The sequence below is a fragment of the Pelorhabdus rhamnosifermentans genome (genome assembly GCF_018835585.1).
GTDB lineage: Bacteria > Bacillota > Negativicutes > UMGS1260 > UMGS1260 > Pelorhabdus > Pelorhabdus rhamnosifermentans.
In genome coordinates this window covers 115688-133611 of sequence record NZ_JAHGVE010000003.1, presented here as the reverse complement: position 1 = coordinate 133611, position 17924 = coordinate 115688, and the positions used below count along the sequence as shown (strand labels likewise).

General features: G+C 38.0%; 18 protein-coding genes and 1 pseudogene. 2 read left to right on the top strand and 17 right to left on the bottom strand.

Annotated features, from left to right (window positions below; genetic code table 11):
• Nucleotides 1–4: 4 nt before the first annotated feature.
• The 7 genes from Ga0466249_RS05485 to Ga0466249_RS05455 form a co-directional block, all read right to left on the bottom strand.
• On the bottom strand, nucleotides 5–328 hold the full coding sequence (locus tag Ga0466249_RS05485) for a DMT family transporter (protein ID WP_215828438.1): 324 nt from the start codon (nucleotides 326–328) through the stop codon (nucleotides 5–7).
• An 18-nt stretch (nucleotides 329–346) separates the two neighbouring features.
• Nucleotides 347–580, bottom strand: a complete 234-nt coding sequence (locus Ga0466249_RS27715; RefSeq protein ID WP_215828437.1) for a DUF5360 family protein — start codon at nucleotides 578–580, stop codon at nucleotides 347–349.
• Between the two features lie 17 nt (nucleotides 581–597).
• Nucleotides 598–1758 (bottom strand): DUF362 domain-containing protein, encoded by a 1161-nt coding sequence (locus tag Ga0466249_RS05475; protein ID WP_215828436.1) that lies wholly within the window; start codon nucleotides 1756–1758, stop codon nucleotides 598–600.
• A gap of 109 nt (nucleotides 1759–1867) precedes the next feature.
• Nucleotides 1868–2176, bottom strand: coding sequence for an ArsR/SmtB family transcription factor (locus Ga0466249_RS05470; RefSeq protein ID WP_215828435.1), 309 nt, complete (start codon nucleotides 2174–2176; stop codon nucleotides 1868–1870).
• A gap of 148 nt (nucleotides 2177–2324) precedes the next feature.
• Nucleotides 2325–3458, bottom strand: coding sequence for an HD-GYP domain-containing protein (locus Ga0466249_RS05465; RefSeq protein WP_246588490.1), 1134 nt, complete (start codon nucleotides 3456–3458; stop codon nucleotides 2325–2327).
• Between the two features lie 278 nt (nucleotides 3459–3736).
• Nucleotides 3737–4657, bottom strand: coding sequence for a bifunctional helix-turn-helix transcriptional regulator/GNAT family N-acetyltransferase (locus Ga0466249_RS05460; RefSeq protein WP_215828434.1), 921 nt, complete (start codon nucleotides 4655–4657; stop codon nucleotides 3737–3739).
• A 314-nt stretch (nucleotides 4658–4971) separates the two neighbouring features.
• A complete protein-coding gene (locus tag Ga0466249_RS05455; RefSeq protein ID WP_215828433.1) occupies nucleotides 4972–5373 on the bottom strand; it encodes a pyridoxamine 5'-phosphate oxidase family protein in 402 nt (133 codons plus the stop codon).
• 382 nt (nucleotides 5374–5755) lie between these two features.
• Here Ga0466249_RS05455 and Ga0466249_RS05450 point away from each other — a divergent pair, with 382 nt between their 5' ends.
• Complete coding sequence (locus Ga0466249_RS05450; protein ID WP_215828432.1) at nucleotides 5756–6526, top strand: serine hydrolase; 771 nt, start codon at nucleotides 5756–5758, stop codon at nucleotides 6524–6526.
• Nucleotides 6527–6682: 156 nt separating this feature from the next.
• Here the strand turns inward: Ga0466249_RS05450 and Ga0466249_RS27030 are convergent.
• From Ga0466249_RS27030 to Ga0466249_RS05420, 6 genes and pseudogenes are all read right to left on the bottom strand, one after another.
• Nucleotides 6683–7251, bottom strand: a pseudogene (locus Ga0466249_RS27030) (methyl-accepting chemotaxis protein); the annotation flags it as partial.
• A 46-nt stretch (nucleotides 7252–7297) separates the two neighbouring features.
• A complete protein-coding gene (locus Ga0466249_RS05440; protein WP_215828431.1) occupies nucleotides 7298–7678 on the bottom strand; it encodes a RidA family protein in 381 nt (126 codons plus the stop codon).
• 14 nt (nucleotides 7679–7692) lie between these two features.
• Nucleotides 7693–8859, bottom strand: coding sequence for a MalY/PatB family protein (locus Ga0466249_RS05435; RefSeq protein ID WP_215828430.1), 1167 nt, complete (start codon nucleotides 8857–8859; stop codon nucleotides 7693–7695).
• Between the two features lie 40 nt (nucleotides 8860–8899).
• A complete protein-coding gene (locus tag Ga0466249_RS05430; protein ID WP_215828429.1) occupies nucleotides 8900–9493 on the bottom strand; it encodes a DUF1847 domain-containing protein in 594 nt (197 codons plus the stop codon).
• Nucleotides 9494–9508: 15 nt separating this feature from the next.
• Nucleotides 9509–10867: a C4-dicarboxylate transporter DcuC gene (gene dcuC, locus Ga0466249_RS05425; protein WP_215828428.1), complete on the bottom strand. Its 1359-nt coding sequence runs from the start codon at nucleotides 10865–10867 to the stop codon at nucleotides 9509–9511.
• Between the two features lie 245 nt (nucleotides 10868–11112).
• A complete protein-coding gene (locus Ga0466249_RS05420) occupies nucleotides 11113–11844 on the bottom strand; it encodes a FadR/GntR family transcriptional regulator (RefSeq protein ID WP_215828427.1) in 732 nt (243 codons plus the stop codon).
• Nucleotides 11845–12388: 544 nt separating this feature from the next.
• Between Ga0466249_RS05420 and Ga0466249_RS05415 the strand changes: the two genes are divergently transcribed.
• Complete coding sequence (locus Ga0466249_RS05415; RefSeq protein WP_215828426.1) at nucleotides 12389–13627, top strand: acyltransferase family protein; 1239 nt, start codon at nucleotides 12389–12391, stop codon at nucleotides 13625–13627.
• Nucleotides 13628–13705: 78 nt separating this feature from the next.
• Here Ga0466249_RS05415 and Ga0466249_RS27025 read toward each other — a convergent pair whose 3' ends face one another.
• The 4 genes from Ga0466249_RS27025 to Ga0466249_RS05395 all read right to left on the bottom strand — a co-directional run bounded on the left by Ga0466249_RS27025 (nucleotide 13706) and on the right by Ga0466249_RS05395 (nucleotide 17759).
• Nucleotides 13706–14014, bottom strand: coding sequence for a branched-chain amino acid transport AzlD family protein (locus tag Ga0466249_RS27025; protein WP_215828425.1), 309 nt, complete (start codon nucleotides 14012–14014; stop codon nucleotides 13706–13708).
• On the bottom strand, nucleotides 14011–14718 hold the full coding sequence (locus tag Ga0466249_RS05405; protein WP_215828424.1) for an AzlC family ABC transporter permease: 708 nt from the start codon (nucleotides 14716–14718) through the stop codon (nucleotides 14011–14013). The genes Ga0466249_RS27025 and Ga0466249_RS05405 overlap by 4 nt, the downstream gene beginning before the upstream one ends.
• Before the next feature lie 71 nt (nucleotides 14719–14789).
• The gene (locus Ga0466249_RS05400) at nucleotides 14790–15599 is read right to left on the bottom strand and encodes a TrmB family transcriptional regulator (RefSeq protein WP_215828423.1); all 810 of its coding nucleotides are present in this window, start codon (nucleotides 15597–15599) and stop codon (nucleotides 14790–14792) included.
• Nucleotides 15600–15737: 138 nt separating this feature from the next.
• Nucleotides 15738–17759, bottom strand: coding sequence for a flagellar assembly protein A (locus Ga0466249_RS05395; protein WP_215828422.1), 2022 nt, complete (start codon nucleotides 17757–17759; stop codon nucleotides 15738–15740).
• Nucleotides 17760–17924: the final 165 nt, after the last annotated feature.

Genomic DNA, 17924 nt, shown 5'->3' with positions numbered 1-17924 from the left:
TTATTTAATGTCCAGCACCGCTTAAGTTCAATCCTATTGCGCCTATTATAATGAAACTTAAAAAAATAATTTTGCTTATCGTGCATGTTTCTTCAAAAAATACTACACCTATTGTCGCAATTAAAGCTATTCCAATACCAGACCATATAGCATATGCAACTCCAACCTCCATTTTCTTTAAAGCGAAGGAAAGCATAGTTAAACTTAAAATATACAAAATTAACATTGGAATAGCATATATCATTTTTGTAAATCCATCAGACCGTTTCATTAAAGTTGTGCCACAAACTTCTAGCAATATAGCTATACCTAAAAATGTCCACTGCATCTACTCAGCTCCCTTAATTTAGAGTTTCCCTATGAGCTTTGGGATAAAATACAACGGATACAGAACTAAATATAAATTGGAAATCCACCATGACAAATCAAAATCTAATCTAAGTATCCAAAATGCTATTGCTTGTAACCCAGAGCAAAAAGTTAAAACTAATGAAATTAAGGATACTGCTTCCCATTTAACATTCTTTTTATAAAAATAGAGAGACATGAGTCCTGAAATTGAAATGACTTGGAGATTCACCTGACATTTACCTGCAATTATAATAATCTTTCATATAACCAATTCCTATTAATATGTACAGCTTTCTCGGGACACAATTCATGGCAACAAAAACAACGGATGCATTTTTCTGCATTTAATACCGGCCTATGGTTTACCATGTTAATAGCTTTGGGTGGACAACTCTCCGCGCACAAGCCACATGAAATACATATATTATAATTAAACACTGGCTTAGGCCGCATATTGTTTAAAATAAAATTCTGGATGAATTTTGGAACCCCTTTTACACCTAATCCTCCTAGTGTATTGGCACTTTGAGTAGCTGGGTATTTAAATGGTTCTATCTTAATTTCTTGCCATTGTACACCTTTAATTTCGATGTCCTCCCAATGGCTGCTGAAAATTGCTCTCTTCTTGGCTTCAATCATTGTTGGAACAGCCTCCGGCTTCAGGCCGATTGTGCTAATTGCCGCAAAGTCCACGGCGTAAGGATTTTCAGAAGCGAAAATAAGGCCGACATGCCGCTTATCCCCTGCTGCCGGACCATCACCTTCCATCCCCTCCACAGCATCAATTATTGAGAAAACTGGCCTTACATATTCACATATGTCCACCAACATTGCCGCAAAGTTGTCTACATTATTCATTTTCAGATGGTAATCAATTTTAGTACGCCCAGGGATTACGCCAAATAGATTTTTTACCGCTCCCGTATAAGTCATCATCGCGTGAGTTTTCAATTTAGCGGCTGATACAACAAAATCAACATCATTTACGACTTTGATGATTTGCATGCTCTTTACATTTTTAGCCGCCTTATTAACTACTTCAATCGTAGAAGTATCATAGTTTAATTCGCAGCCGGTTTTAGTTGCCACATCGACCATTCCCGTTATCTCATAAACTGACTTCAAGCGTTTTTCATCAAAGTTTAAGGCCGAACCAGGACTATCACCAATAATCACTATGCATCCCATTTCCTGCAAATAGCTTACTATTGCCTGCACTACGCTAGGATGAGTCGTAATAGCATCTTCAGGACTGTTTCCTCGTAAAAGATTAACCTTGACTAAAACTTTGGTTTTAGATTTTATTTTTCGTTTTATTTCTGGCATTTCATCAAGGCACTGGAATACTGACTTTTCAACATTATTATATTGATAATTGGTGCATCTGGCTATACTGACCTTATTCATTCTAATCCCCCTCGCTTAAATTGATATTAATTACAGACACCCCTAATTTTACTATGATATTTATTATAGTTATTAAATTTCATAACTATCGAAATTTTAAACAAAAAACTTAAGTCTTGCGTAATTGCTCAATAAAAATCTTATTCACTTCTGCTATGGTTTCTTCTTTGACCTTAGCAGACAGATATTTTCCTTTCCTTTCCGTCGTGATCAATCCAGCATTCTCAAGCTCCTTGATGTGGTGTGAAATAGTAGGTGCACCAAGCTTGAGCAAATTGATCATATCAGTAACAAAACATTCGCATTCACAACCTGTTTCAAAATCCGCCTCACGTTTTTCAGCAATTTTAAAAAACAATTCTAAGCGTTTCGGATGAGAAAGCGCTTTTAAGACTTTTGCCAGCTTTATTGTATCCATCACATTTTCTTCCTTCCAGATACGATATTACGTTTTGATAATATTCGAATTAATAATAACCTTTTTTACTTTCCCTTGTCAAGGCACTTTCAGTATTATTATCTTATTATCTCTTAAAAACAAAAATATTACTTTATGAAAATGAATATTACTCTTCTTGACTATAAGAAATATATGCACGCTCAGCACAACTTTGTGAATAACTAAGAGGTAATTCTTCAAAATCTACAATGAAAAGTCCAGGGGCTTTCTCTAGATCAAGCGCAATAATTTTATTGATGTCGTTATCATCTTGACTGGACGTAATGCGAACGATTGGGGTAGTCTTGTCTTTTATGTCAATACCAAGAATCACGCCACATTGCTGGTTATTAAGCCGCACCCTTTTTCCAATAGGATAGATAGCAACATTCTGGTTAAACTTGTCTATGATAACTGGATTAAAATATTCTCCTGCAGCTTTGTTCAAAATCGCAGTTACATAATATACAGGTGTAGGCAGGCGATGAGGCATCCCCACGATTAAACGTTCATAGACATCGGCGATACTGATAATTTGGGCATATTGGGAAATAGCGTCCCCCTTAAGCCCCATTGGGTAACCGCTACCGTTCCAGCGTTCGTGATGCTGGAAGCAGGCGCTAAGAACGTTGGCTGATAAAGTATAATTCTTCCGTAGGATCTCCAAAGAGTAAAATGGATGCCGCTTGTACTCTTCTCTTTCATTTCTTGTTAATTTATAGGGAAATTGCCGCGCTACGTTCTTAGAAAATTTAATTTTTCCAACGTCGTGAAGTATCGCTGCCAAGCCCAGCTCATTTAACTGGTTCGCATCATATCCCATAGCAATACCGGTCATAATTGACAAAATACAAGTATTTACAGCATGTGAAAACATATACCCCTGTTTACGGCGTATGTCCAAAAGATTAATCATATCTTCCGGCTTATATTCAAGTTGATTAATCCACTCAGTGACAAGCTTTTTTACTCTATCGAGGTTTACCCCTTTCCCAACATTAAAGTTATTAATTACTTCTCGTGCAGTACCAATGGCTTCTTGTCTATATTTCGTACCATAGAAATCTTCTTCAATCTCAACTGTATTTTGAATTTGTGGGTCTCCCACAAATAAAGATGTAAAACCTTTTTTGCGAAGATACTCAATGTATCTTTCTTTCATTACTATGCCCTCATGAAGTAAAACCGTACCATCGTCTGAAATGAGTGGCTGTGATAAATACATACCTGGCTGTATTTGATCTAAAGTTACGCTGTGCATAAAAATCCCCCCGCGATAAACATGCTATCAATTACTTCTATTATATATATCGAAATATAAATGAAATACTTAAAACCCCAGGGGAAAGTAAAATAAATACTCTTCTATCCAGTACAATGTTAAATACAAACAGATTGGCATGCCATTACTTTTGGGCACAAAAATAAGGCAGTACGAAAGCTCACAGAGCCTTGTACTGCCATCCCAAAACTCGCCATGTTCTTTTATAATCCTGAATGATCGCACCGTAATGCCTCCTATCCAAGACAGCCTAAGGATTAATCACTGAACACATTCTCCCACCGTTCTTCTACCAAAGCGCTCTTCCATGTATTGCTTTCAACTTGTTCGGTTGGTATAAACCCGAAACTTTTGTATAAATGCCGTGCAGCCTTTAAATCCTGAAATGTCCACAAGTACACTTGACTGAACTTTTTCTGCTTACAATAATCCATAGCTATTGTCATTAGCTGTCGGCCTAATCCTGTGCCGCGATATTTCGGCTCTATTAAAAACCACCTCAGTTGGGCTGTACTTTTGTCTGTACGGACAATTGCAATAAAACCAACAATTTGGCTACTATGCTCTGCTACCCAAACTTCCCCTTCAGGCTGCTCATCAATATATTTTGTTAGGCTATCAAGCACATACCGCTCAAAAGTTCCACCAAGTCCATATTCCTTTTCATAAAGGACACAATGCCTATACGCTATATACCCAGCTTCACCGGGTTTCAGCGTACGTATAATAAAGTTCTTATCCTGCTTTTTATCCAAAATGATTCTTATTGCAACCATGTGACTAATAAGATTTTGCTGTTCTTGGTCTGTTAGTTTTTCGAGAATCTTGCTAGCTTGCATTGTCGAATCATCGTAAAGCTTATGAACAGTATGACGCCCCTTATCAGTTAGAGATAACACATGGGCACGTCCGTCTGTCGATGATTTAGATTTAATAACAAGTTTTCCCTGTGTAAATTTCAAAAGTATGCGACTTAAGTACCCTGGGTCAATCTGCAGCAGCTTTGTCAAATCACTTGCAGTACACTGATCAGCAATATCAATTTCAAGTAGTATCCTGGCTTCAGCAAGTGAATACGGGCTATCAAGTATGGTTTGGTCAATAATGCCAATTATATTTGTATAAAATCGATTGAAATTTCTAACTTCTAATGCGCGCTTTTCGATCTCCTTCGTCATAAACCACTTTTCCTCCATTCCCATTATTAATAATAGAGTAATGCAAGTGTTTGACTTTGTCAATTATCTATTTGATAATGTCAACTAAATATATACCCCAGCATTTTACATACATATATGCACATATCTAAATCCCGCAGCGGATTATCGGACCCCAGCGAATACCAGAGGTCCATAATCGAATCTTGTGCGACAGCAATATTAACTAATTCTTTGACCTTAGTAACCCCATAAATTTGTCCTGTCTAACAAAAAAAGTATCAGCATTACAGCTGACACTTTTTGTTTAGCCTCCAATTCGTTCTTATAGACTATCAAAATTCAAAGGTCTTAGGCGGTTGACCACTAAAATCGGATATGATAGCTTTGCCATGCTCTAAACAGAAAATCTCAAAAGTTGGATTTTCTGGTGTTTTGTAAATATTTTTAACCATAGGACTATGTTCAATAATCTTCTTTTTCATTTCTAAGTCCTTACTGAATGTCACCTCACCACTTACTCTTACTGTCACGTATGCTTGTGACGAAGAAGTAAATTCTATAGCTGGATTCTTCTGTAATTGCTGAAATACACTTTTGGTATTCGCTGTGCAAAACCACAACTTTCCATCTTCCTCAAACATAAACCCCCAAGGACGTACACGAGGTTTCCCGTTTTCTACTGTTGCCAAATTTCCCATGGAGTTAGAGTTCAAAAAATCAATAACTTCTTTCATCTTCATTACCTCCGTATTTTAATTAGTCATCTAACTATATATTTAAAAATTAATAAGCCTACGAAATCGCAAACTTATTAACTTTTAGCCTATTATTATACGTCAAAGCTTTGGTTAATATTAAAAAGCTCCCCATTCATACAATTGCATATTTCTCATATCTATATTATAGTTAGATGCCTAATTATTGTCAAGAATTTCCTTTGTTTATAAAAATGTAAAAAATCAAATATTACATGCCATTTACTATCTGTTGCAATTAATGCCTCGAAACAACACACAATAGAATTTTTTTTATTTATCCAGAAATCTGTCATAGTTTGGTCATAACTTTCGTGTATTATAGATAGGAAATGGATTACATCTTTAATGGGGTGACCGAATGATAAAAAAAATTACTGCAGCAGTTATTGTTTTGGCATTAATGATTAGCACTACAACTGCTTTCGCGGCGTCAACGCTTGAAAATCAAATAAAGAAGGACTTAGGAGGATTTAGTGGGCGAGTCGGAGTGTTTGCCAAAAACCTAAACACTGGAAGAACAATTGAATTTAATCAGGATGATGTTTTTCCTACGGCTTCGACCAGTAAATTAGTTGTCGCATTAGCAACCTATAAATACCTGTATCCCAAAGCAGGGACGGACCAAACCGCTAAGTATGACCAAGATATAGAATTAATGATGACTATCAGCGATAACGACTCCTTTCAAGAACTATTAAACGAGATGGATACAAACAACAAAGATGTTCTGAAAAAAGTTGTTAAAGACCTTCGCCTTCGTAAAACGCAAATACATAGTGAAGATGCTTTTAACAAATATCAATATCATAGCATAACTACTCCATACGAAATGGCAAAAATATTTGAGAATATTTATACCGATAAATACCTAGATAAAAATAAAAGCGAGCGATTAAAAAATGAATTAGCTAATACAATTTTTCACGATGAAATTCCTCGCTATATGATGACACCCGTTTTCCATAAGGTTGGTGAATTAGATGAAGTACTTTGCGATGTGGGGGTAGTTCAAGATGGTCGCGATCCAATACTAATCAGCTTTTATACAACGACTGCGGATCACAATTATTCTAGTAATTTTATTGCAACCGAATCAGCAAAACTCTATAATGCCTTGAGAAGAAAATAGTACTGCAAACATGACAATTCAGCACAAAAAATACCAGGCATATCAGTTCAACCACTGATATGCCTGGTATTTTTTGTACTAAACTCTACAATCATCTTATTGCAGATTGTAAAGAATGCAAGGAAAGACTTTCATTATGCCTAATATTCATTAGTTTTAAAGTTTAAATCTTGCAACCGCATTTTGTAATTTTTCAGCCATCTTAACCAAAGACTGGCTAGCAGTAGCGATTTCTTCCATAGATGCCGCCTGCTCTTGTGTCGCAGCAAATACTGTCTGAGTATGTCCAGCTGCTTCCCTGCTTATTTTATCAATATTGCGTACTGACCCTACAATCTGTTGACTTTCATCAGACATCTGCTGCATGGCTGACGAAATACTCCCGAATTGTCGAGATACGCTTTCAACCAGTCCCACAATTTCCTGAACGCTTGTCCAGCAGTGTTAACTACTGTACCACCTATCTTAACTTCTCGTGTACCATCATTCATAGCCACCACTGCTTTATCCGTCTCAGACTGGACTTCAATAATCAATTCAGCAATTTGCCTGGTAGCCTGCTGAGATTGTTCAGCTAATTTTCTTACTTCCTCTGCAACCACGGCAAACCCCCGACCTTGTTCGCCAGCCCGAGCTGCTTCAATGGCTGCATTAAGTGCCAGTAGATTCGTTTGACTGGCAATGCCGGAAATTGTTTCGACTATTTGGCCGATTTTCAGCGAACGTTAGCACGTTTATGAATACTAAGTTAAAGCTTTAGTTAACTATCTACTATCTACATACCGCGATGACTTCAATCTCAACCAAAGCGTCTTTCGGTAACCTTGCTACTTCAATGCAGGCGCGAGCAGGAAAATCTTTAGTAAAATATTCAGCATACACATTATTTACGCTAACAAAGTCATTCATGTCTTTGATAAATACAGTAGTTTTAACTACATCATCAAGTGTAATGCCCGCTTGCAGCAAAATAGCTTTTACATTTTCTAACGATTGTTTGGTTTGTGCCGCAACACCGCCTTCAGCAAACTCTCCAGTAGTAGGAACTACCGGTAATTGTCCCGATACAAATAAAAATCCATTGGCTTGAATGGCTTGCGAATAGGGGCCGATTGCCTTTGGTGCTTTCTCCGAATTGATAACCTGTTTCATTATATAAGCTCCTTTTATAATTTATTGATTGCTGCTTCTATTCTTCCCAATGCTTCTACCAATCGGGAACGAGGACAGGCAATATTCATTCTCATAAAGCCAGCGCCGCCAGGTCCAAAGGTAGACCCTTCATTCATCGCAACTTTTGCTTTCTCTAAGAAAAAGCTTTGCAACTCTTTAGGCGTCCTATTCAGATCCTTGCAGTTAAGCCAGATAAGATACGTCGCTTGAATTTTACCAACTTTAATTTTAGGAATTCTTTCCGAAATGAATTTTTTAAGATATTCAAGATTACCTTCAAGATATTCCAACAATTGATCTGCATAGTAATCACATTGGTTGTAGGAAACTTCAATCGGCAATGTACCAAATACAGTTCTGCCATAGGCTTTGTTATCTTCGAGTGGCGCGTAGAAAAGATCGTGATTATTACGATTCGGAATAATTACAGCCCCAGTTCTTACGCCCGCTATATTAAAGGTCTTGCTAGGATTCACGCAAACCACGCAGTTGTCGGCGGCTTGCTGAGAAATACTTCCGAAAGGAATATGTTTACTCCCTTTGTAAATAATATCAGAATGAATTTCATCGGATACCACAAATACGTTATGTTTTAAACAAAGTTCGGAGATTCTCATTAACTCTTCTCTCGTAAAGCATTTGCCAACAGGATTATGAGGACTGCATAACAAAAACATGGTTGTTCTTTTTTTGCTAAGTAGTTTCTCTAAATCTTCAAAATCTACTTCGTAGCTGCCATCTTCTTTTAAAATAAGGTTATTTCCAAGAATATGCCGGCCATTATTTGGAATGATATCATGGAAGGGGTGATAAGCTGGCATCTGAATGACAATGTTATCACCAGGATTCGTAAAAGCACGCATTGCATATACGATAGCAGGTACGACTGCCGGTGTGTATTCCACCCAATCAATGTCGATATCCCAGCCAAATCTCTTTTTCTGCCAATTAACGATGGATTGCTCAAAGGTTTTACAATTCATTGGATATCCGTAAATGCCATGTTCCGCTCTTTTAACCATAGCGTCAATAACAGGCTGAGGACATTTAAAATCAGTATCAGCAATCCACATCGGCAGTACATCTTCAGCATAAGTATCCCATTTTTTGCATTCAGTTCCCTTACGGTCAACAAGTTCGTCAAAATTATGCTTCATCATTGTAATCTCCCACCTTCATATTTTGTATATAAAAACATGCTTACACTTGATCACTAGGATTAATGCCTAACTTATTGCGCCAATAACGAGAATATACAGCCCCTAATGGATTATGAGCAAGTACTCTGTCTTTGGCGACCAAACAAGATACCGGAACAGTACAAGCGCCTGTAAACAAAGCGTCATGGCCTACACACAGGCCGACAGTCACACAGAACTCGACTTCTTTATCCGCAAGTATTCTAGCCTGCATTAAAGGATTGCACATGGTTTCACGCACACCTTCTTTTACTTGTTCTAATTCCAGATTCGTCTTGGCAACACCACAGACTTTACAGCAAACTGAATATACTTCAAAAAATTTAGCAAAATATTCTTCAATTAATTTTGCTTCTTGATTAAGACCGATACAAAAGGCCAGGCCAATTTTTTTGTACCCCATAAGTTTGCAAAACTCAACGGTTTCCTCTAGGCGAGTAAGTTTATTATAAAAACGACTTTCAGTACAAGCTGCAGCCTTCATAATCTTGAGGCGCTCGCCCACATAGGCTTCTTTCACATCGTCAAGACCCATTTTAGTGCAATTTTGACCTTCTAAATAACATTTTCTGTGAGTGCATTTTGCACATTTCAAAGCAGAACATCTCCCTTATGATTTTATTAATATAAATGCCACATTTACAATTGCAGCAAAGGCCATAGGAATTGCAGTTCGTTTGACCACCTGAACAGGTGATACACCAGCAACACCAGCTATAGCAACAATTGCCGCAGTAATTGGTGACACAACACGACCAAAACTTGTCATAATCTGCATGGGCAAGAGCAGAATAACAACATCAATTTTTAATGCTGCCGCAATTTTAGGAGCAAGGGCAGCGAAGGAAAAGAACGCAGCATTGCCTGATCCCATTAAGAAAGCGCAGCAAGCAATTACAATACAGAAAAGAATAATTAAGGCCTGAATGCCTAACCCAAGATTTTGCGCACCGGCAGTCATAGCATCGACAGCACCGATCTTCATTAATCCGGCAGCAAATACTTCACCTGCTACGATTAAACTGACTACAGTTGCAAAACTATTTCCCATACCTTCATATAAATATTTTAAACTCTGTAAAGTGGAGCGAAAATCTTTCGTCCTTATATATTCAAATATCATACTGATGAAAGTGCTTAAAAACATTGCAGTAACAACATCCATTTGAATTTTACTTTTAAAAATAGGGCTAAAACCCAAAATAAATATCATCGGAATAATGGGCAGAATAGCATAGATCAAAGGCGGGCGGCTATTGTCTTCTTTAACAAGTTCAGCAGAATCATCATAACCAACAAAACCTTCTTTTTTATCCCACCATTTTTGCACGAAATAATGAACAATGCCAAGAATCAAAGTCGTTGTAACAAATATCGGTAATTGATATTCAACAAAAAATACAGCCGGATCTACCTTGCAAATATTAGCTGCCAAAATTTCATTGCCCGAGCCAGGGCCCACGTCCATGTATTGCGCACACCCGATTACGCCAAGAGCAGACATTTTGCTAACGCCTGCTCTTATGAGAACAGGATACATCGTTACCATAAGTAACAAAGCCAATCCAGCATGACTTGGAATAAATAATACCAAAAACTGGCTCACGAAAAAACTAAGAACAAGAAGAAGATAAGGCGATTTAATATGTTTGATCGGAGACGCAACCACAGCAAATAAAGATTTACTTGCCCCGATATATTCCATATATTTTGCAAAACCTGCGATTGACATGATCGTCAGACCAAGACCAGCAACGCGGGAACTCAGCAATACCTTAATCGTATGAAAAATATCTAACAAAGCGGAACCGGAAGATTCTTTAGCGGCAAGAATCGGATTCGTGCCCATAAAATAGGTAGCAAGAAGCAAAATGATACCAGCAGTCAAAAGAACAGCTTGAGGATAGTATTTTTTTATAATCATATAAATAACCCAAGCAACGACTAAAATCGTAATCATACTCCCCATGTTATATCCCTCCATGATAAAATTTAATTTGTTGATCTCTGAAGGCTTCTCCTTTCAATAATCGTAAAATCGCTTCACTCATCTATTCTCATTGGCATTCGAATTTCACCAAATAGTTTTAAAGGTTCTGGTTAAGCAGCAGTTCCTGTGGTATTCTGGTATACCACTAAGTATCTCATTAAATTTACACTTCATACATGAACTGCACCGCAAAGTTTCAACTAACCTGCATCGCAAAAAGATTTTTACTCAGAACGAATTATTCTTTGAATCGCAATCTTAGCATTGTTTAAATGTTCTTGCATAGCAGCAACTGCCGCTTGTGCATCTTTTTCAACAATATGCTGTAAAATGAGCTGGTGATATTGTAAAGATTCGTTATGCCTAGTAACATCACTTAATGATTTTTGCCGTGAATAAGTCAGCAAATCCGATAAAAATTCATTGACCTCACTAATAATTTCATTGTGCGCAGCCGCAATGACAGCCGTATGAAATTTCGTTGACACATCATAAACTGGCTTTCCATTGGAAATTAGAAATTTCATTTCTAGCAAGACTTCCTGTATCGCTTCAATATCAGCCTCAGTCCTTCGTTCGGCAGCTAATCGGACAGCCTGAATTTCAAAAGCTTCACGCGCTTCAAACAAATTCATCAGTTGATCAGCCGGATCGGTCATAAGAAAATCAAGGGTATGCAAAATTCGTTTCATTTCAATTTTTTTTACAAACACGCCTTCACCGCGTCTGTGCTGAATAGCGCCTAAAAATTCCAATACTTTTAAAGCTTCCCTTACAGGCACACGACTGACAGCAAACATTTCAGCCAATTCCCTCTCAGAAGGTAATTTATCGCCTTCCTTTAAATGACCTTCACGCATAAGCTGCTGTATGCGACTGACAATTTGCATATAAAGAGCATCAGACGAATCTTCAGCAAACTTCTTTAATGGTTTTTCTACAAAAAAATTATTCATTCGTTCTCCCGTATTTCTTATATTCGGAAAATAGCAAGCTTTATTTTAACCAAAGCTCATTAATCGTTCCTTGCAAAATACTTTACCCGTCAAGGGAATACCGGTATACCAATAAGTAAATACTTCATAAAAATATGGATAATCCTATATAGTCGCTTATTAACTTTTTTATCAGATAATATGATTATAAAAAATATTTCTATATTTGTCAAATACGCCTGCTAATGCGTCCACTTACCCGAATCTTTTCGTTGCCAGTGCTAAGATTTTATCTGAGCACTTTGTAATACAAAGAATAATACACACCAATACATATCTTATGGGAAAAAACATTTTAGGAAAATATAGAATGTTTTCCGGTTAATTATTTGGCTTTTCAGATACTTTGGATGGCTTTATTGTGTATTGGTATGTATCTTGCAATAAGTGCAAGTAGGCAAACAATAAGTAGTATTGTTAACACCGAATTCTTCCGGGCAGCATATTTTCCAATGAATGCGTGACAAATTTACTAAAAAAAAATAACACGGGGGTGGCCTGCGATATGTCAAGATTTTTAGGATTAGATGGAGTAAGAGCCATTGCTTGTTTATTGGTGGTTTTTCATCATGCAGTACAACGCTTAGGAGTGCTTGCGCCGAATGAATTTTTAGCAGGAGTACAAAGAGTATTTTGGATTACCGCCCCAGCTGGAGTAAGTGTTTTTTTTGTGCTAAGTGGTACATTGCTTTCCTATCCTTTTTGGAAACAGTATTTGGATAATCAATCCATGCCTGGTTTGAAGGACTATACTATCCGACGGGCAGCACGGATTATACCGGGATTTTATCTAGTATTGACGCTTTCTTTGCTTTTGGAAATATTTCTTTTACCTGAGTCTCCATCGAGACTCTTACGCTATATTACTGGGCTTACTTTTACTGCAGGGTTTCACTATACGACTTTTTTCCCTGTCCCTGCTCTCAATGGACCCTTATGGTCAATTAGTCTTGAAGTTTTCTCCTATTTGTTGCTGCCGATTTTTATGGGAGGTCTGTTTTGGCTCAGCAAGCGGCGCAGCTTTACCACGGCACTCTGTTACTGGCTCGGAGTATTAGCTTTGATTCTTGTGCTCAATAGTCTAATTCAGACTCTTTGTCAGCCCGATGATATCAATCGGGGCTGGCAGTATGGTGCTGTCGGTGGAGCCAAGTACTGGATGCCCAATTATAATCCGATAGGTTTCTTTGCCCACTATATGATGGGGATCTTTGCAGCTGGTTTTATGGTGTGGTTGGGTAAAAATCCAGCATTACGAGAAAGATTAGCTAAATTTTATTTTTTTGATCTTTTTGCTATTGGTGGCTTAGTGGGTTTTATAACCATCCTGTGGACACAAAAGACCACCCCGGATTTTGGTTTTAGCTGGCAGAACCAGCCATATTATTATCCTGCCCTGGCCTTGAGTATTGGTGCTGTATTAACGGTAGTGCCCTACAGCAAGATAGTGGGGTACATTTTAGATAATCGATTTTCGCGCTATACGGCTAAAATCTCGTTTGGTATTTATATTTGGCATTTTCTCATTATGATGCTGGTGATGGCAATTGCAGCACCGGATCATAAGCCAATGCCAATCAAAGATTTCCCGACTTGGATCGAAGTGATGGGAATAGTCGTTATGCTTACGTATATGCTCGCTTCACTTTCTTGGCATTTTATCGAAAAACCCCTATTAGATATTGCTCATCGAAAAATCCACGGCAGCAACAATTTCAAAACAAATACAAGCAAAAATAGTTAGAAACTTGCTGTTTTACGAAACTATATAACTAATCAAGAGCGCTCTTGCAAAAATGATCTCCCTAAATAATTAATGATTTTATAAAAAAAACACATTCATAACCAACGCACCTGATATTCCCCCAACGACTACGATAATAAGATTCGTCTCTAGCCAAGCCAATAGAATAGCCATACTACATCCAACAATTGCCGGCTCCATATGGTTTGCCCCTGTTGAAGTAAGTATACCAGGAAAAATAAGTGCTCCCAACGCCGCGTAAGGAATTAATTTCATAAATTGTTTTACATAGATAGGTAAATGAACATTCTGTAATAAAACCATAGGCAACATGCGCGGTATATAAGTGACTAGAGCCATAGCAAAAACAAGATAAATTAAATTCACTCTGATTCCTCCCTTGTAAAAAATTTTGCTCCGATAGCAGCGCTGAATATCGTCGCAATAATAATGCCCCAGCCAGTGCCTCCTAAAGACAGCCAACTACTCAGAGAATTAATGATAATAGCCAATATAGAAACAACTAGCGCTGACTTTGATTTTTTTACCTGGGGAATTAATAGTCCAATAAACATAACATACAAAGCAATGCCCATACTGCTTTTCACTGTATCAGGTAATCCACTGGCACAGAAAAGTCCCAACCAAGTTCCAACATTCCATGCAACAAAGGCCATCGTATTCAGGCCCAATGAGAAGTATCTAGGTAAGATTTCCTGACTTTGAAACGAACTTACAGAAAACGTTTCATCAGTAATACCAAAAGATAATAACATTCGCCATTTTCTTGATGCTCGCTTTTCCAACTTTTGCGATAGTGTTGCCGTCATGAGAAAGTGACGTAGATTTAAAATAAAAGTAGTCACGACTATTTCCCACCAAGAAGCGCCTAAAACAATCAAATTGATTCCAATAAATTGGCTTGCTCCCGCATAAATCAACAGAGACATAGAAAAGCTTACATAACTAGGAATGCCTACCGATTTTGACAATAGTCCAAAGGCAATTGCAATGGGAATATAGCCCACTGCAATCGGCATAGCAGCTTTAACTCCCTGAAAGAAATTTTCTTTTTCTGAAACTTGATTCACTTTGTTTGCCTCCATTGTTAGAAGTTAGTTCAACAACTACTAGAAATAAGTTTTAAAGTAAGCAGTCCCTGTTATTCGGACTGCTTACCTTCAACGACATAACGTAAAATCGGATTATTCCGCCACAGTTCATCTAATTTTCCTGGACCAAAATGACGAGTAATCGCTTCGATCATAATATCATGCCGAATAAATTCAGTTGCAATTAATACTAATGCCGGGTCTTGTGTTTTTACAGCCCATGAAGCTTCCCCATTCACAAAATTAGCAATAATTGCTTCCTCTTTATCACGAGCCACAGTAGTCAACTTGCCGCCAATCCGTTCTTTAACAACCTCTGCTGTCATGTAGTCATGGTGAAAAGTGGCACCTAATTCACAACTCTCGTCACCAAAAACCATGGATAAGACTTTCACATCGCGATTTTCCGCTTCTTGTACATTTCGTACTAAAAATGAAGCCTGAGGATTCCAAACAGATACCCATAATTCATTCTTTGCTCCATCAATAATACTTAACATTTCATCCATGACTAGTTTGTAACCGTTAATATGTGAAACAACGTCCACTTCTCTCACTTGTTCCAAATCTTTTAATGAGGTTTCCAAAAAATCCAAGGTAGTATCAATATTTGTTCGAATCCTCGCCAGAAATTTTTCAGCAGGTACAGGAGAGTATTTAATCGGATCAGTAGGAATGATATAAATAGCTCCCTTGTCATTTAATTTATTAATCACTTCATAAATCATCGACCGCGGGACTCCTGAGCGTTTGCTAAGTTCATATCCAGTAACAGGTGAATGCTTCAAAAGTGAGATATAAGCCTTAGATTCATATTGAGAAAACCCAATTTTTTGTATTTCAATCAATATTTGTTCCATGAATTCTCCTGTAGGTGTTATTGTTATAACTACTATAATTCAGTTAAAGAAAATTGTCAATTGACTTTCTAAATTTAAGCTTTTCCTAGTACCGTCCAATTTTAAATCTGTAAGAATGACTTGAAAAAAAGATGGGAATTAACGTAACGAACTAAACTTAATCTCTCCTTGCTGGACATAAAGCGAGACATATTGCAGTACATCTTGGATATTTTTCACAGAGGATCCTATCGATATTTTTGTACCTGGATAAATAGAACCGGAGACGCGAATTCTACCTGGCTTAAGAGAATAAATAATAGATTCAATATTCATTATACGTTGCCGTGTTTCTTCTATCCTGTTTAGCAGAGTATTGAATTCAGCTTCATTCTTTTTATAACGTTCCTTTTTTTCAGCAGAAAAGTTGTCAACCCCTTGGTTACGAAAGTACGTTATTGACAGCTCCATTTCCGTATATAACCTCTCGTCTTTCTTGATTTGCTGACGAAGCTCGATCAATTCATCCTTAAGAAACGGTTTAAGTGAAACTTCAAGCTCTGTGGCAACACCTAATTTATTCCCCACAGTAACGCTGCGGATTAGCTCCCCTGCTGATATTCGTCCGCCGAGAACAAGTCCGCGCCGTCCCTCTATAATAACCCTACTGCCTGCAAAAACTTGGCTGTTCATAATAACATCACTAACAATAACGTCCTCATCAGCATATACAGTCGCGTTTTCTATAAAGTTAATCACAAGACGTTCACGCGCTTTGATAATGCCACGGTTCATTCCCTGCCTGACAATAATACTATTGGCTTCTACAGTACCACCACAAATAGCGCCGCTTACTTCAACATTGCCACCCGCCTTGACGCAAAAGTTAGGTTGCACTGTACCCCGTACAATTACACTACCTTTAAAATCAATGTTTCCCGTATTGTAGTCAACATCACCATCAATTACAATTACCGGTATTACATTGATGCGCTTATCAAGAAATATGTGTAAATGTCCGTCAATGGCGGCATAAAGGCGACGATCATCGACAACAATTACATTTTTACCTGCGGGCAGACGTTTGTCTTTACCCGGCAGAGCAGGAAGTGGCTCACCATATACATCCATTCCGGGGATCCCTGCAGTTGGAGAAATTTTCTCCACTAAAATTTGCTCTTTCTCTACGCAAAGAAAGCTATTGATCTCTTTGAAATCAACCCGCCCATCTTCCAGTTCATCTGGACGACCTTGTCTGTCGGGATCAACATAATATTTCAGGTAAGCGTTGTCACCATTGCATGCAAGAACACCTCGAGCACAAATAAAATTTGTTGCCAGACGTAGTTTTGAAAGTGTCTCAAGAGCCTGCTCGTCAATGCCATAAACTACACCCACAGCTTTTAACTCGTCTAAAAGCTGTGAAACTGTAGCCGTAGGAGCATCTGGAAGTATATTGAGATCTATGCTAGCTTCTAAGCGATTGATATCCACCTTAACGCGAATACTCTGTGCTGGCTGAATTGACGGCCCCGAGTCTATGACTAGCACGGGTGTACCTGTAGCTTCCCTAATCACGCTAGAGATAAGCTCACTATCAAAATCAGTCAATTTTTGGTTAGTCAAGTCTTCAATAACAACGGCTTTCGATACGGATGAACCACTGTTGACTGGTGGCCAAACACTAAGATAAATGCCGGCATCCATTGCAGTAATTTGATATCGGCCATCTTTCGATGGCAACACATTAATAAGTAAAACAGGTGTACCAAGAGCCTCCCTGATTACTTCGGAAATAAAATCTCTATCAAAATCAGCAAGATTGCGATCAGTCAGATCTTTAATAACAGCGGTTTTTGATACGGATGCTCCACCATTGGCCGACGGCCAAACACTAAGATAAACCCCGCTATCCGTCACTGTGATTTGATACCGTCCATCCTTCTTTGGCAACACATTGATAAGTAGAACAGGTGTACCAACGGCTTCCCTGATTACTTCGGAGATAAAATCTCTATCAAAATCAACGAGATTACGATCAGTCAGATCTTTGATAACGGCGGTTATTGATACGGATGTTCCACCATTGACCGACGGCCAAACACTGAGATAAACGCCGACATCCGTTACTGTGATTTGATACCGTCCATCCTTCTTCGTCGCGAAAATTCTTTTGTCCATGAGATCATCGCCTTGCCTCATTTTTCAACAAGCTAACTAATTTTGCATCAATTCTTATTTTAAAAGCAGTTCATCTGCTGCCATTTCAATACCCAAACTTTTCCCTTCACCCCATTTTTAAACAAAACCTCAATAAACTGATTTACAATGTGGGTGTCTTCACTA